General features: G+C 29.0%; 10 protein-coding genes and 1 riboswitch. Of the genes, 9 read left to right on the top strand and 1 reads right to left on the bottom strand.

From position 1 onward, the window contains the following. The first annotated feature begins 136 nt into the window (after positions 1–136). From BTM21_RS12265 to BTM21_RS12240, 6 genes are all read left to right on the top strand, one after another. Positions 137–6607, top strand: coding sequence for an endo-alpha-N-acetylgalactosaminidase family protein (locus BTM21_RS12265; protein WP_021874571.1), 6471 nt, complete (start codon positions 137–139; stop codon positions 6605–6607). 108 nt (positions 6608–6715) lie between these two features. Continuing rightward, positions 6716–7924 (top strand): MFS transporter, encoded by a 1209-nt coding sequence (locus BTM21_RS12260; RefSeq protein ID WP_079481672.1) that lies wholly within the window; start codon positions 6716–6718, stop codon positions 7922–7924. A gap of 85 nt (positions 7925–8009) precedes the next feature. After that, a complete protein-coding gene (locus BTM21_RS12255) occupies positions 8010–9569 on the top strand; it encodes an ABC transporter permease/substrate-binding protein (protein ID WP_021874569.1) in 1560 nt (519 codons plus the stop codon). A gap of 17 nt (positions 9570–9586) precedes the next feature. Beyond that, complete coding sequence (locus BTM21_RS12250) at positions 9587–10549, top strand: ABC transporter ATP-binding protein (RefSeq protein ID WP_021874568.1); 963 nt, start codon at positions 9587–9589, stop codon at positions 10547–10549. 18 nt (positions 10550–10567) lie between these two features. Next, positions 10568–11329, top strand: coding sequence for an SDR family NAD(P)-dependent oxidoreductase (locus tag BTM21_RS12245; RefSeq protein ID WP_021874567.1), 762 nt, complete (start codon positions 10568–10570; stop codon positions 11327–11329). Positions 11330–11412: 83 nt separating this feature from the next. Continuing rightward, positions 11413–11499, top strand: a riboswitch (TPP riboswitch). A 117-nt stretch (positions 11500–11616) separates the two neighbouring features. Beyond that, entirely contained in the window at positions 11617–12360 is a 744-nt protein-coding gene (locus BTM21_RS12240; protein ID WP_079481671.1) for an ABC transporter ATP-binding protein, read from the top strand. Positions 12361–12510: 150 nt separating this feature from the next. Here the strand turns inward: BTM21_RS12240 and BTM21_RS12235 are convergent, their stop codons facing one another. Beyond that, entirely contained in the window at positions 12511–13950 is a 1440-nt protein-coding gene (locus BTM21_RS12235; protein ID WP_079481036.1) for a DDE-type integrase/transposase/recombinase, read from the bottom strand. 178 nt (positions 13951–14128) lie between these two features. Here BTM21_RS12235 and BTM21_RS12230 point away from each other — a divergent pair, with 178 nt between their 5' ends. The 3 genes from BTM21_RS12230 to BTM21_RS12220 all read left to right on the top strand — a co-directional run bounded on the left by BTM21_RS12230 (position 14129) and on the right by BTM21_RS12220 (position 17250). Further along, complete coding sequence (locus tag BTM21_RS12230; protein WP_021874566.1) at positions 14129–14872, top strand: ABC transporter permease; 744 nt, start codon at positions 14129–14131, stop codon at positions 14870–14872. Then, complete coding sequence (locus tag BTM21_RS12225; protein ID WP_021874565.1) at positions 14872–15888, top strand: ABC transporter substrate-binding protein; 1017 nt, start codon at positions 14872–14874, stop codon at positions 15886–15888. The genes BTM21_RS12230 and BTM21_RS12225 overlap by 1 nt, the downstream gene beginning before the upstream one ends. A 174-nt stretch (positions 15889–16062) precedes the next feature. Beyond that, entirely contained in the window at positions 16063–17250 is a 1188-nt protein-coding gene (locus BTM21_RS12220; RefSeq protein ID WP_079481670.1) for a pentapeptide repeat-containing protein, read from the top strand. The last annotated feature ends 152 nt before the right edge of the window (positions 17251–17402 follow it).

The following is a 17402-nucleotide window of genomic DNA, read 5'->3' as shown; positions in this document are numbered from 1 at the left end:
TAAATAGTTTATCCTAATTTATCAGAATTAACAATATTATTATAAAGTTAAGCAATATATTTAAAGATTAAATTTTAGGGGTTTAATATAATGAAGTTGACACCATAATTAGGTAAAAAATAAAGGGGGGATTTAAGTGAAGAAAAAGTTTCAAAAGAAGATGAGCTATTTACTTTTATTTGTTTTTATAATAAGTGGAATAGTTTCAAACTTAGATATTGTTGCACATGCAAATACTGTTGGGCAAGAATATACTAAAGACTTTAATGACGGAATAGAAGGCATAGAAAGAGTCCATGGTGGTGGTATTATATCCCACGTTGATGGTGGACTTAATATTGAAGCAGCTAATTGGCCAGATCAAGGTCAATATACTCTAGTTGTAGACAATAATTCACCAAGTATACAAGATGGTGTAATTGAAGTTGATATTGGAGTTAAGAGTAATGCAGGAAGATTGGGAATAGTTTTTCGTTATGTAGACGTTAACAATTATACTATGATAGGTTATGATGTAGGCGGAAAATGGGTATTAAAAAATGCTAAAGATGGAGTAGAAACTGAAGTTGTAATTGCACAAAATTCTGTGTCATTACAAAGTGGACAAACTTATAGGCTAAAGCTTACTTTTGCTGGTACATTTGCAGAACTATATATTAATGATACTTTAATATATTCAGGTAATGATTTAAAAAATGTAAACTCAGGAAAGATAGGATTTAGACATTGGGGATACACAGATAATTATTCTAATGCTAAATATGATAACTTATTATATTATGCAAAAAAACCATCAGAATCTACTGAAGATGGTCATTATCTAGTTTCCTTTGATGATAATGATATAAGAGGTTGGGCTGTAGAAAGAGGTACAGGAGCACTTTCGGTAGAAAATGGAAAGCTAACAGCAGCTGCTGATGGAAATGATTCTAATACAATTTCTAGAGATAAAAACGCACCTTTAGTACAAGATGGATTTATTGAAACTAGAGTTACTGTAAACAATCATGCAGGACGTTTTGGATTATTATTTAGATATGAAAATCCAAATAGCTTTGCAGGAATTGGATATGATGTAGGTGGAACATGGGTATGGTTAAATGGATCAAATAATGGACCATTACCTTTTAATAAGGTATTAGAAGTTGGTAGAGAATATAAAATAAGCATTAAGTATGCAGGAGAATTTATTACTTTATTAATTGATGATGAAAAGGTATTTGAAGGTAATGTTTCAGGGTTAAAGACAACACCAGGTAAAATAGGTTTAAGAAACTGGGGATATACAGGAAACTTCTCCAATGTAACATTTGATTATTTTATAAATGGAGAATTTAGTCCAGTTACACTTAATCCAGATCGTAAGTTTGTAACTTATAATGATGCAGGAACTTATGATATTCCTATAAATTTATCTGGAAACAATGAAATAGATAGATTATTTGTAGGAGATAATGATTTAGTATTAGATACAGACTATACATTAGGAAATAATACAATAACTATAAAAAAAGAATTTATAGAAAAAGTTAAAAATAGTGGAGATACCAATATAAGTATTTTATTTAGAGATGGATATGTAACAACATTTAAATTACAAGTTCAATTACCACCTGATGGGGATAATGAATACTTAAGAGATTTTTCTAAAGATGGTATAGAAGGAATTCAGGTTGTTCAAGGTAATGGAACAGTAGAGATTAAAGATGGAAACTTATTATTTAATTCTAATGGAACATCAATTTTAATAGATGAAAATTCACCAGAATTATTTAATAGTTCAGTTGAATTTGTTGTTGATCCATTAAAAGATTCAGCTAATATAGGTGTAATAGTAAGATATTCAGAAAATGGTTCATGGACATATATTGGACAAGACGGTTCTGGTAATCAATATGGTTCAAACTGGTATGTTAGAAATAGTAATGGTCAAAATAGACAATTAGTTACGGATAGTACAAGAATATATGCCAATAGAGTTAAGCCATATAAGGTAAAAGTAAAGGTTGTAGAAAATACTGTAACAATCTATTTAGATGGGGCAGAAATATTTAATGGTGTTGTAAATGAATTAACAAGAAGTAGAGGTAAGAGCGGATTAAGATTAGCTGGTGGAAATTCTGGGTTATATCAATATTTAGCTGTTAACTCCGAAAAAGTTTTAGACACATTTACAGGAGAAATAACTGAAAATGAAATATCATCTGAAAAATTAAAAGTCAAATTAGATGCTAATTTCCCAAGAGTTATTGATTATACTTATTTAGATAATAATAAAAAAATGTATGGTCAAGAAAGACCTATATATTGCGTAAGTATAAATAATAAAGATTATGTTCCAACAGTAACAGCAACATTTAATGGAAATGAAGCAATATATAAGTTAAATATAGATAAGTTAAAGCTTTCTTTTGATGTTAGATTTACTGTAGAAAGTAATACTTTAGTAATGAAAATAGAAAATATAGATGAAAGTACTACAAAGGTTGAAACTATAAACTTCCCAAATCATAGTTTGGTTTCAATAAGAAATACAGATCCAAATGCTGAATTTAATGGAGCTAATTATGCTAATGATGATATAAAGGTTAACTTAACATCAAAGAGTGATGATGAAACTTACAAAAATACATCAATAGCTATATTAAGTAATGATGAATTAGCAGCGAGTATTTCAAATAATTCAATAAAGGGAAGACAACAAGTTAATTATCAAACATTTGTAGTTTCAGACCATTATTCAACAGGATTATGGACAAATGAGTATTTATATCGTGGATTAGATGGAGAGATAATTAATGAACCGTGGACAAAAGTTACTATAACAGCAGACCGTAATTCTGATAATAAAGTTAATTATCAAGATGGAGCAATTGCTTTAAGAGATGATATATCAGAGAAAAGATTTGGTTCAGAGCTTGTAAATAATTCTTATAGTTCTGTTGCAATGAATGTTGGAAGTAATGCTCAATATCCATTCTTAAGAATATTAGACAATATTAAGAAGTTCAATTTATCAACAGATGGATTTGAACAAACTATAATTATAAAAGGATATCAAGCAGAAGGACATGACAGTCAACATCCTGATTTTGCAAATATTAGTGAAAGAGCAGGAGGAATAAAGGAGTTCCAAACTTTATTAAGAGAGTCAGAAAAATATAATGCTAATATTGGAGTTCACATAAACCATACAGAAGCTTATCCAGAAGCACCTCAATATAATGAGAATTTAGTATCATCAGTTGGGGGATGGTCTTGGTATGATAGTGCTAAACAAATAATTAGAGAAAATGACATAATGAATAAAGAAGATGGAATGGGAAAAAGACTTGAAGATTTAGTAAACAAAGCACCAGGATTAGACTTAGTTTATGTTGATGTTTATATGGATGCTAGATGGCCAGCACATAAATTAACATCTAAGTTAAATGAATTAGGACTTGCTGTAGCATCAGAGTATGCTAAAGAATTACAACAAACTAGCGTATGGGCTCACCATGCTTATAAGGGAGGCTATGGTACTAATAGTAACCTTGCTAGATTTGTAAATCATCAAGAGCAAGACGTTTTTGGTGGAGATAATTTATTTAGAGGAAATTCAAGAATTGGTATTAATGGATGGCAAGGAGAAACTGACTTAAATGCAACAGTAAAGAATTTCTTTACAAGTCAATTACCATTTAAATATTTAATGAGTTATCCAGTAAGTAAATGGGAAGATAATATAATACACTTTGGAGCTAATAATGAAGTTGTTTCTAAAGTTGAAAATGGAGTAAATGTAATAACTAAAGATGGTAAAGAAATAGCTCGTGGAAACAAGATATTTATACCATGGGATGCTAAGACTGAAGAAAAAATATACCATTGGAACGATAGTAACTCTTCAACAAAGTGGGAATTACCAGATAGTTGGAGTGATGTAAGTACTGTTTATTTATATGAATTAACTGATTTAGGAAAAGTTAATGAAACAGAAGTTAAAGTAAAGAATAATAAGGTTACTTTAGATGTTAAACCTAATACAGGATATATTATATATAAAGGTAAGCAAGTAGAAGAGAATTTTGAATGGAGTACAGGAAGTCCAATCAAGGATATGGGATTTGATAGTCATTCATTTGATTATTGGACAAAATCCTCAAGTAACACTTCAAAAGATCATATAAATATAGTTAATAATGCTAAAGGAAATAGTCATATAAAAGTTGAGGGTAACAATGGAGCAGATGCAATGATAACTCAAGTTGCAACGGGATTAGTTTCAGGACAAAGTTATTCAGCATCAGCTTGGTTTGAAGTAAGTGATGGAAGAAAAGCTACACTAAGTGTTACAACTGAAGATGGTAAAGAAGTATCTAACTATACAGATCGTACAAATGTAGTGTTTGGAGTTCATCATACAGATAAATATAAGACTAACTATCAAAGAGTAAGAGTTAACTTTACTGTTCCAGAAGGCTCAAAAGCTGCAACAATTAAGTTAAAGGCAGATGGAGGAGATAATAATTCTTGGGTAAATATTGATGATGTTAGAATTATGAAGGTTGGATTAACAAATCAAGGAGAACATTATCTATTTGAAGACTTTGAAAATGTTGATTTTGGATTTGGAGCATTTGTATCAACTGAATCTGATAACTCTCACTTATCAGAAACTAATGAACCTTATACTGATGATACTATATCAGGTAAATACTCACTTAAGGTACGTAGTGGAGATTATATGAGAACTATTCCAGCTACAGTTAGATTTAAGCCAAACACTGCTTATAAAGTTGGATTCGATTATATAACTTATAGAAATCAAGGCTTTACCGCAGCTATTAAATCAGATAAAGCAAAAGAAGCTGGAGATACTGAAAAGGAAACTTTAAAAGTTGTTGATTTAAATAATAGAGGAAATGCAGTATTAGAATTTACTACAGGAGATTATGATGATTATTATTTAGAGGTAAGAAAAAATAATGATAGTAGTATAATAATAGATAATCTTTGTGTTGATGAAATTGTAAATATATCAAAAGAAACTTTAAAAGCATTAGTAAATGAGTTAAAAGCTTTAGATTCTAAAAATTACACAGAAGAAAGCTTTGGTAAATTACAAGAAAAGATACAAAGTGCAGACGTTGTTATAGCAAATGATACTGCAACTGAAGAAGAAATTAAAAATGCTTATAATGACTTAAATAGTGCTAAGGATTCATTAGTACGCTATGCAACTACAGCTGAAATAAATGAACTTAAGGCTGTAATTGCAAATATGAAAAATGTTAATGCAGATGAATATAAGCAAGATGATAATTGGAAAGCCTTTGAAAAAGCTATATCTACTGCAGAAGCATTAGTAGAAAATACTAATATTACAATTATTGAATTAAATAATGCTATTAACGAATTAAATAAGGCAAAGGAAAAGTTAGTTCCTATTAATGGTGTTGATAAGAGTAAATTAACAGCTCTTTTAGAAGAAGTAAAGAATGTTAATGAAGAAGATTATGTAAATGATACGAATCTACAAGACTTTAAACAAGATGTAATAGAAGCAAATGCTATTATATCTAATGATGCAGCTACACAAGATGAAGTAGATTATCGTTACAATAAGTTAAAGGAATCTTATGATAATATAATTCCTTTAAATAAGACTACTTTATCTGATTTAATTGAAGAAGCTAGTAAGTATAACGAAAAAGATTATACAGAAGAAAGCTTTAATGTTTTAAAAGAGGCATTAAAGGTAGCTAATGAAGTTCTAGCAAATGAAACTGCAAATAGAAAAACCGTTGTTGATGCAGAAAGCTCTTTAAGAAATGCTATAGATTCTTTAGTAGAAGGAGAAAAGCCAACAGAGGTATTTAAAAAACATTTAGAAATTGCGGTATCAGTAGCTAAAGATGTAACAGAAGCAGAGCTTTCAAAAGTTGTACCAGCAGTAGCAAATGAATTTAAAACTGCTTTAGTGGAAGCTGAAAAGGTGTTATTAGATGAAAATCTTACACAAGAAGCTATAGATAAAGCTTTTGATAGATTAAGTAAAGCTATGCATATGTTATCTTTTGAAAAAGGAGATAAAAAAGAATTAATAAAGCTAGTTGAAAAGATTAATGCCTTAGAAGAAAAAGAATATATTAAAGCAACTTGGGACAATTTACAAAAAGTTTTAGAAGAAGCTAATTTAGTAATAGAAGATGAAAATGATTTAGTAAATGAAGTAAATGAAGCTTATACAAAATTAGTTAAGGCTTTATTAGACTTAAGATTAAAACCAAGTAAAGATAAGCTACAAGACTTAATAAATCAAACAGGAAAGTTAAATTCTAAAGATTATACAAAGGATTCTTGGAAGGTATTAGAAGACAAATTAGCATTTGCAAAGACTATTATGGCTAAGGAAGATGCAACAGCTGAAGAAATCGCTAATGCAGAAAAAGAATTAGATTCAGCTATGAAGGGTTTAATTGCAAAATCAGGTAACGGAAATAATAATAATTCAACAGGTGGAAAATTACCTGCAACTGGAACAGCTGGTGTAAGCTTAGGAGTAATGGGAATATCATTACTTTTAGCTGGAGCTACAGTATATAAAAGAAAAAGAAAATAGAACTTAATTATTAACAAAAAATCCCCTAAATTTAATAAAGTTTAGGGGATTTTATTTTTACTTTAAGAGAATACTAGTATCACATTTTAATTTCAAGGAGTAAGTAAAATGAAAGTTAAGGAATTTGTTTTATTTAAGAAAAATGAATTATTACAATTTTGTATTTATAGACTTATTTTTGGGATTAGTTATAGTTTTATGATTCCTGTAATACCTTTGTTTTTTAGTTCAATAGGAATAGCTACTACAATGGTAGGTGTAGTTATGTCTTTATATGGAGTTAGTAAGGCCTTAGCGCAGATTCCATTTGGGGTTGTGTCAGATAAAATAGGAGATAAATTATTACTTATAATAGCTGTAGGATTAATGGCATTTATACCTATAGGTTATGTATTTTTTAATAGTCAACTATTAGTTAGTGGAGTATATGTATTACAAGGCGCTATTCTAGGGATGGCGGCACCAGCTACTTTTTCTATATTATCAAGGTCTTTAGAAGAAAGTAAAAGAGGGGAATGTACTGGATTTGCATCGGCAGTCTTTACTCTTGGAGGTGGCATTGGAGCTGCTATAGCAGGATTTATCATATCTAAATTTGGTAATTATAATATAGTTTTTTATATAACATCTATTGGCATATTTCTAACATTTCTATTTGTAATTTTAAAAATAAAGAAATCAGACATTTCAACGACGGAAAAGAAAAATCACAATAAAAAGGGACTAAAATTAATTATTAAAGACATAAAAAAATATAAGCTTGGATACAAAATTTTATTATTAAGTTTTATTGCTATGCTTGGAGATTTTATATATGGATGTGTAGTTTCTATATTTCCATTCTACGGAAGTGAAGTATTGGGTGCTTCTGTTGGGTATGTTTCTACTATAATTTCTCTTTATTTATTTATATTTGGCTTTGGGGCTCCAATAGCAGGGTGGGTTAGTGATAAGATAGGAAACAAAAAACAATTATATATATCTTTTATAGTGATGAATGGAACTTTGTTTGCATTATATTTAATAAGAAATAAGGTTTTATTTGCAAGTATTATAATAATTTATTTTTTAGGTGCAACATTTTTAAATGCATCTCTTCAAAGTTTGCTTTCGGAATTTGGAGAAAATGAAAATATAAAAGGTATAGTTTTTGGTGTTGTAGGAGCTTCGGAATCTTTAGGTTATGCTCTTGGACCAATCGTATCTGCATATATTTATAGCTTAAATAAAACTTGGTTATTTTTAGGATTATTAATAGTTTCTATATTGGTATTAGGGGTATATCATTTTTTACATAAAAAAGCTTATATAAATTAAAGTGAAATTTAATACATAGATTAATAAAAAATCTCATATAAAAATATAAATATGAAAAAATAATCAATTAAAAAGGAGGAGTTTAGTGAATATTATTTTTGAGGTTTTTAATTTATATAAGGAGAGATTTGATTTTTTTCTAGAATTATTAGTTCAGCATATAGTTTTATCTTTTATAGCTATACTGATTATTACTGTAATTGGAATGGCTATAGGTATTTATATAACTAGAAATAAAAAGTTAGCAGATTTTGTATTAGGGACAGTTAATTTTTTATATACAATACCATCTATTGCTTTGTTTGGGTTCTTAGTTGCTATAAGTGGTATAGGAAATGTAACGGCTTTAATTGCTCTTGTTATATATGGTCTTATGCCTATTATAAAAAACACTTATTCAGGTATTAATGAAGTAGATTCACAAATAGTAGAGTCAGCAATTGCGATGGGAAGTACAAAAAGTCAATTATTATGGAAGGTTCAAATTCCATTAGCACTTCCAGTAATTATTACAGGCTTTAGGACTATGGTAGTAATGACTATAGCTCTTGGTGGAATAGCTTCATTTATAGGAGCAGGAGGGTTAGGTGTTGCCATATGGAGAGGAATTACTACTAATAATCCAGCTATGACTATAGCTGGTAGTTTGCTTGTTGCACTACTTTCTGTATTATCAGATTTTTTTATTGGGAAATTAGATATTAAGGTTAGTAATAGAGTAAATGGTATTAGGGATAATAATAAGTTTAGCAAAAAGAAGTTACTCATTGGAAGTTCTATATTAGTTTTTATATGTTTAACAATTGGAATATTAGGATTTACAGCTAAGAAAGGCAAGGTTGTTGTTGCATGTAAGCCACAAACAGAAGGATATATTTTAGGTGAAATGATATGTCAATTAATAGAAGGAAATACGGATATTACTGTAGAGAGAAAATTCGGTATAGGAGGGGGAACATCTAATATTCATCCTGCAATGATTAATGGAGAAATAGATATTTATCCAGAATATACAGGGACAGCAAGGTTATTTGTTTTAAAAAAATCTATAATTGAGGATAAAGATGAATTATATGAAGCTGTTAGAGATGATTATATGAAAGAATACAATATAAATTGGCTTGGAACTTATGGCTTTAATAATACATTTACCCTTGCATTAAAAAAAGATTTAGCAGAGGAATTTGGAATAAATAGTTTTTCTGATTTAGCCAAAGTAAGTGATAAATTAAGTATAGGTTGTGAATATGATTTTTATGAGAGGGAAGATGGATATAAGGGATTAGAAAAAGTTTATGGGTTTAAATTTAAAGATAAAAAAGATATTGATATAGGTTTAAAATATGAAGCTATAAATAATGATAAGGTTGATGTTATAAATGCATTTTCAACTGATGCGTTATTAAAAGAATATGATCTTAAAATAGTAGAGGACGATAGAGCCTTTTTTCCATCATATTACGGTGCCACATTAATTAGACAAGAAGCTTTAGATATGTATCCAGAATTAGAGGGTATCCTTAGAAAGCTAGATAATCAAATAAGTAATGAAGAGATGATTGATTTAAATTATGAAGTAGATAAGGAAGGTAAGGAGCCTAAAGATGTAGCTAGAGAATTTTTAAAGAAGAAAGGATTATTATAGTTAAAGGTGGCGTTTATATGGAAGTTATAAGGTTTGAAAATATAGAGAAGTCATATGAAAAAGGAAATATAGTAATAGATAATTTGAATTTTACTATAAATAGTGGGGAGTTTGTTACTTTATTAGGAAAATCAGGCTGTGGTAAGACTACTTTACTTAAATTAATTAATGGAATTATAAAAGCTGATAAAGGGAATGTAGTCATTGAAGGAAAGGAAATAAATAATTGGGATATTATAGAACTTAGAAGAAATATAGGTTATGTAATTCAACAAGCAGGGCTTTTTCCACATATGACAATAGAAGATAATATAGGGTATGTATTAAATATGAAAAAGATACCTAAAGAAGAAGTAGATAAAAGAGTTCGAGAGTTAATTAATATAGTAGGAATTGATGAAGAGTATCTAAAAAAATATCCAAGAGAATTAAGTGGAGGGCAAAAACAAAGAATTGGTGTAGCTAGAGCTCTTGCTTCTAATCCAGATATTATTCTTATGGATGAGCCTTTTGGAGCTGTAGATGAAATAACAAGAAAAAGTCTACAGGAAGAGATTAAAAAAATTCATCGTGAATTGAAGAAAACTATAATATTTGTAACTCATGACATAGAGGAAGCTTTAAGCCTTGGAACTAAGGTAGTTATTTTGGACAAAGGGAAGATAATTCTTCAAGGTACAGCTAAAGATATGGTGTTTAATGTTGATAATGAATTTGTTAAAGAACTATTTGGGGTAAAGAATTTTTCATCTTATTTAAGTCTAACTAAGGTATCAGAAGTGGTACAACCTTTGAATAATGATAAAAAATTATATTATGAAAAATTATATAAAAATAAAAAATTACCAATACTAAAAGAGGAGGATTCTTTAATGGAAGCAATGAGAACCCTTTTTGAAAATAAGCTAGGTAAAGCTTTAGTGAAAAATAGTGAAGATGTACTAATTGGCCAATTTTCTATAAGAGATATTTATAAATAATTAAAGGAGGAAATAATAATGAGTAAATTAGAAAATAAAGTAGCTATTGTAACTGGTGGTGGTAAAGGAATAGGATATGGTGTAGCTTCAGCTTTTGCTAGAGAAGGAGCAAATTTAGTTATAACAGGAAGAACTTTATCTACTTTAGAAAAGGCAAAAATAGATTTAGAAAAAGAGTATGGAATAAAGGTTTTACCTGTAGTTGCAGATGGTGCAAATGAAGATGCTGTAAAAAATGTTATAGAAGAAACTATAAAAAATTATGGACAATTAGATATATTAGTTAATAATGCTCAAGTTTCAAAGTCAGGAGTATTATTAGTAGATCATAGCAAAGAAGATTTTGATCTAGCTATTAATTCAGGTTTATATGCAACCTTTAATTATATGAAATATTCTTTTCCTTATTTAAAGAAATCTATTGGAAAAGTAATAAATTTTGCATCAGGAGCAGGAATATCAGGAAGACCAGGTCAAGCTTCATATGCAGCTGCAAAAGAAGGTATTAGAGGATTATCTAGAGTTGCAGCAACAGAGTGGGGAGAACATGGAATAAATGTAAATGTAGTATGTCCATTAGCAATGACTCCAGGACTAGAGAAGTGGAAGCAACAATATCCAGAAATGTATGCTGAAAATATTAAAAGCATTCCATTAGGAAGATTTGGAGATGCAACTGAAGATATAGGAAGAGTGTGTGTATTTTTAGCAAGTGATGATTCAAGCTATATTACAGGAGAAACTATATCAGTTCAAGGTGGATCAGGAATGAGACCATAATCTATATAAATTTTATAGTATAAATTAAAAATATGATATTTTTAGAATATTTGTGTTATAATAGTAATCGAAAAAAGCGAATAATATGCTACTAGGGGTGCGAAAGCTGAGAATTACCCTTATAACCTGATCTAGTTAATGCTAGCGTAGGGAAGTGGTGTTACAAGTTTATACTTTATTTAAAATTATTATAATTATAAAAATTTTTCATAGGATATAATAAACCACTTTCATTAGAAAGTGGTTTTTTTATTTTTAAATTAAATAGTAAGGAGAGATAAATTACTATGCTAAACTTTGATGAAATAACTTTTAACTATCAAAATAGCAATGAAAATATAATAAGCAAGTTATCATTCAACATAAATAAGGGTGATTTTGTAAGTATTATAGGGGCTAGCGGATGTGGTAAAAGTACTATTTTTAGACTAATAGCATCATTAGAGAAACAATCTAGTGGAACTATTTATATTGGAGATAAAGATATAAGAGAATTAAAAGCTCCTATAGGGTATATGCCCCAGAAGGATTTACTTCTTCCTTGGAGGACAATTTTAGAAAATACTTGCTTACCATTAGAGATACAAGGTGTTTCTAAGAATGAGGCTAAGAAACAAGCTGAAGAGTTATTAGGTAGATTTTCTCTTTATGAATATAAGGACAAGTATCCAAAGGATTTATCAGGAGGAATGAAACAGAGAATTTCATTTATAAGAACTTTGTTGACAGGTTCAGAGGTATTACTTTTAGATGAACCTTTTAGTGCTTTAGATGCTATAACAAGGCTAGCACTTCAGGAATGGTTATTAGATCAATGGAGTAAATACAATAAAACTATTCTATTTATAACTCATGACGTAGAAGAAGCTATGTTTTTATCTAATAAGATATTTGTTGTTAATAAAAATCCTATAACAGAGTTAAAAGAAATAGAAATTCCCCTTAAATATCCTAGAAATAGGAGGATGTTAGAAACAGAAGAACTTTTAACGTTAAAAGATAGTCTTATAGATGAATTAAGGATAGTGTAAAGTTTCGTATGAAAAAATAGCTTATGGCTAATTTGGAATAATAGTTAAAAATATCTTTATAATATCTAAGAAAATTTTAAAATTGAATATGCTAAAAAGACCTTCGGTAACGGAGGCAAAAACTTAATCAATATTTGATTTTATGATTTATCAAGAAGTTTGTGATTCTTGCATATGTAATATGGTTTGTTGACCGAGACTGATAAGAATTTGCCACTTTGCAGACATATTGTCAATACCATCTAGTTGCTTTAATTCGTTTAAAGGACGCCAGTAATTGTAAGGATGCGGGCGTAAGAAGTTGTAATAAGCAACCCAAAGGGAGAAGCCATAAAGAGCACCTTCATCACTTCCATAACCACAGGTACCCCTGTAGGAAGATTTAAAGGTACGGTTTAAACGCTCTACAACTTGCTTAACCCAACGAAATTCTTCAGATACTGGATCATCGTTAGTAAGTCCGATAACTTGAGTTAGATTAAATTCTTTATTTTTTTCTAATTCAAATTGTTGCTTCGCTAACGGATATGAACTGTAACCATCGGCAACGAAGTTTAAAGCTTTTCCAGGGAAGTCTTTAAACTTATCAAAAGCCATACGCATTGCTAGTATACAAGGGCCAGTATCTCTTGTATCAGATACTTGATAACCTAGAATAGACCTTTTACAAGCATCCATTACAATCCAGACATAATGCTTAATGCCTTTTACTTTTATATAAGTTTCATCGGCAGAAAGTATTTTAGAGGGTTTGTAATCAAAGGTATCAACAAACGGCTTAATAACAGCAGCTGCTGTTAGAGCATAATTAGCAACAGTTCTATGTGAAATTTTTATTCCATGAACTTCTTTTAAAACATGAGCTGTTTGTCTTGTAGACATTTTACAATTAACGTGATAAGTCAAGCATAGTCCCATTATATGCGGGCTAAACTTCTTAAAACTAAATCCGGTAGCATGTTTTGATATTGGATATAGATCCATTTTAAAGAAGTTAATATTAAATTCACGATATATGTAATGAAGCTTATACTTGTATTTATCACAAGGATCAATATTCTTTGGAAGATTCTTAAGATTTCTTTGATAGTATAAGCATTTAGAATTATTGCATTTATGTATTTTAAAGTGCTTGCGTTGCTTTTGTTCCGTAAGCGTAGCACCGCAATAAGGACATATAAATACTATTGGTTTAGTTGTGTGATTAGTTTCTTTAAATGTAAGACCACAAACTTTACATTGAAACTGTCCTTTACTGCCATTGTTATCGTATATATATTCATGTGGTGCACCACACTTAGGACATTTAGTTTTTTTAGGGATAGACTTCCCGTTCCGTCTTTGGACGGGTTTTACGGTCTTGTTATATTTATGTTTGTAATAAGCTAAAAGTAATATATAGTCTACCTTTTCAAATCTAATAATTGTGGGTAGCTTATCTACTTTGAATTTTTGGTATTCTGGACTATTAGAATCATCAAATATCATCTGGTTAAGTGGAATATGTTTTGAGATGAATAAAAGTAATTGACCGATAATGGCAATTAAATATTGATTATAAGTAATTAAATAAGTTATAATTGAATCCATAATAACGACATCCTTTCATGTGTGATTTTGTTTGGTTAGAGATTCAATTTTAACATGAAATTAGGGGGTCGTTATTTTTTTATACAAAAAAACTGGCGAAACCTTGATATATAAAGATTTAAAAAGAAAAGTAGTGTAAAAAACTTTACACTAACGAATTAAGGAAGAAGGTGAAAATATGAAAAAATATGCACCATCAATAATAATAGCAGCAATATTATTACTATTATGGGAAGGTGTAGCTAGACACATAAATGCCATGTATATATTACCGTCCCCAACAAAAATAGTAGAGGAAATTTGGAAACTTAGAGATGTTCTTTTTACAGTACATTTAAAAGCAACAGTTACAGTCACAATAATAGGTTTAGCTATTGCAATAATATTAGGTGTTGGACTAGCTATAATTATGGATTTAAATGAAGCTATAGAAAGAGCTTTATATCCCTTAGTTGTAGTTACTCAAACTATACCAATTACAGCTTTAGCTCCATTATTTGTATTATGGTTTGGATATGGAATTTCAAGCAAGGTTGTAGTTACAGTATTAATTACATTTTTCCCAATCACAGTTAATGTTTATGATGGTTTCAAGTCAACTAAAAGAGAAATGGAAGAACTTTTAGTAACTTATGGAGCCTCTAAAAAAGATATATTTTTAAAATTAAAGATACCAACAGCTATGCCACATTTTTTCTCAGCTTTAAAGATGGCAGTACCTATTAGTTTAATTGGAGCAGCTATTGGAGAATGGCTGGGGGCTCAAGCTGGACTTGGTTATTTTAGTAAAAGAATGATGACTCAACTTAATGGAGCAGGAGTTTTTGCACCAATAGTAATACTTTCATTGCTAGCAATAATTTTAGTAGCAATAGTAAACATATTAGAAAAGAAGATAATTAAATGGAGGAGTGAATTATAATGAAAAACTTAAAGAAAATATCATCATTAGTACTTATTTTATGTTTAACTTTAACACTTATATCATGTGGAACAAATAGAAAGGTAAGTACTGACTCTAAAGAGTTAGAGGAAGTAGATTTAGTTTTAGATTGGTATCCAAATGCAGTACACAGTTTTATATATAATGCAATTGAAAAGGGATATTATGAAAAAGAAGGATTAAAGGTTAATGTTAAATTTCCTGCTAACTCATCAGATCCACTATCATTAACAGGAGCAGGTCAAGCTACTTTTGGAATATATTATCCACAGCATTTAATAAATGCAATAGCAAATGAAAATATACCAGTAAAATCAGTTGGAGCAATAGTTCAATCAGGTTTAAATGTTGTTATATCACTTAAAGAAGAAAATATAACTAGACCAAAGAACTTTACGAATAAAACTATAGGTTATTCAGGTGATCCATTAACAGAAGCTATAGTTAAAGATATGGTTAAAAATGACAATGGTAATCCAGATTCAATTAACTTAGTAGATATAGGATTTGATATAATTTCATCAATGGCAACTAAGAAGGTTAACGCAACTACAGGTGGAATGGTAAATCACGAAGTACCAGTAATGATAGACAAAGGGTTAGATGTTAATTATTTCTATCCATCAGATTATGGTGTTCCAAATGCATATGAATTAGTATTTGTAGCTAATAACAAAACAATAGAAGAAAAACCAGAAGTTGTAGAAAAGTTTATGAGAGCATCTAAAAAAGGTTTTGAAGATATGAAAAATGATCCACAAGCTTCACTAAAATTACTATTAGATCATCAACAAGCAGATAGCTTCCCATTAACAGAAGCAGTTGAAAAACAAAGTATGGATATTTTATTACCTAAGATGGAAACAGAAAATGCTAATTTCCTTTCACAAGATTCAAAAGTTTGGGAAGAAAATATAGAATGGCTTTACAATAAAGGCTTTATAAAGAAGAAACCATCAGCAGATGATGTGTTTGTAAATATTAAGGCTGAATAATATATTTTAACATATTGAAAAAACCCTCTGTTAAAAAAATAGAGGGTTTTTATAATTTATAATATTAAAATTAATAATTAGAGGCAAATTCAAATAACTTATTTTAAATAAAATAATAAAAGTACATCATTGTGGAATACTAAAAATTATTAGTAGATACAAGAGGTGAAAGATTTGGCGTACATAAACTTTAAAGAAGAAAATTCCAAAGCAAAAAATCAATTCCATAATAGACTTAAAAATAATGGAAAGCTATTTAAGAAATTAAGAGAAACTAAAAATATATCTAAAGATTATATGCCAGATAAAGAATATAGTTATAAGGATTTTAATGGCCGTATATTTGGGGAACATAGGATAAAGGGTGAAGAAAACTTTGAGGAGGTTTCAAATAAAGATATTATTTGTAGTACTTTTCAAAACTGTAAGTTTAACAACATGAAGTTTAAAGATTGTAAATTTATAGGATGCTATTTTATAAATTGCGACTTTGGTAGTGGAGGAGTAGCTTTTGAAAATTGTATATTATTTAAGGAAGAAAGTGATGCAATTCCTTCTTTAAATAAAAATGATAATTTTTCATGTATTTTTAAAGGATGCAATATATATGGAAAGTTTCTTAATTGCTTATTGAATTATGCTGTGTTTGAGAATTGTAGTATTCAAAATTCAAATTTCAATTTAACAGATATGACAAGCGTAATAATTAAAAATTCAGAATTAAATTTAACTATAATAGCTGATACTGATTTAAGTGGAGCTAAGATATTAAATACATACATACAAGACTTAGAATTTAGAGATAAATACATAAGTAAAATGGATGAAAAGACATTTGTAGATAAAATAAAATTAAGAAGTAAAACTAGGTCTGAATATGAAGGGATTTATATGGTTTATGAAACTTTGGCTAATAAATTCAAAGGAAATCAATTAAACAATAATTTTGGGGAGTATTATTATTTAGCACAAAAAACTAAAGCTAAAGTTTTAAAACCTATGCCTAGAATAGTTTCATTTTTAACTTGGTCAACTTGTGGATATGGAGAAAGACCTATATATGCAGTATATTCATCTATAATCATAATATTAATTTTTTCAGTTTTATATTTAGGATTTGGGATTGATATAAATGGGCAGTTAGTTAACTACTATACGATATTTAATAATTTTAATTTAGCAGAACTAAAAGAGTACTTCAATGAAGCAATTAATTTAAGCGTGGGAATGTTTGCAGGAGTTGGGTTTAATACAGCTCAACCCACAGCAAGTAGTTATATGGTTACTAATGTAGAAATGTTAGTTGGTGTTGCTATGATGGGGATAGGTATTGGAGCAGTTACTAGAAAGATAATTAGATAAAGGAGATAAGTTTCAAAGATAAAAAGTAAAAATAAGGGAAAAATTATAAGGATAGGATAGTTAAATTTATAATAAATGAAAATAAAGAGCAAAAAAGTAATTAAATCGTTTAACTATCCTGTATAGTAGTAGAATAGTCATTAAACTTGAAA

Source organism: Clostridium chauvoei, assembly GCF_002327185.1.
Classification (GTDB): Bacteria; Bacillota; Clostridia; order Clostridiales; family Clostridiaceae; genus Clostridium; species Clostridium chauvoei.
Note: the sequence above shows the minus strand (reverse complement) of the source record. Positions and strands in the feature narration are given on the sequence as shown.

Coding starts and splice junctions, on each gene's coding strand:
- BTM21_RS12225 (WP_021874565.1), top strand. CDS start 14,872: ATGAAAAACTTAAAGAAAATATCATCATTAGTACTTATTTTATGTTTA.
- BTM21_RS12260 (WP_079481672.1), top strand. CDS start 6,716: ATGAAAGTTAAGGAATTTGTTTTATTTAAGAAAAATGAATTATTACAA.
- BTM21_RS12230 (WP_021874566.1), top strand. CDS start 14,129: ATGAAAAAATATGCACCATCAATAATAATAGCAGCAATATTATTACTA.
- BTM21_RS12240 (WP_079481671.1), top strand. CDS start 11,617: ATGCTAAACTTTGATGAAATAACTTTTAACTATCAAAATAGCAATGAA.
- BTM21_RS12235 (WP_079481036.1), bottom strand. CDS start 13,950: ATGGATTCAATTATAACTTATTTAATTACTTATAATCAATATTTAATT.
- BTM21_RS12245 (WP_021874567.1), top strand. CDS start 10,568: ATGAGTAAATTAGAAAATAAAGTAGCTATTGTAACTGGTGGTGGTAAA.
- BTM21_RS12250 (WP_021874568.1), top strand. CDS start 9,587: ATGGAAGTTATAAGGTTTGAAAATATAGAGAAGTCATATGAAAAAGGA.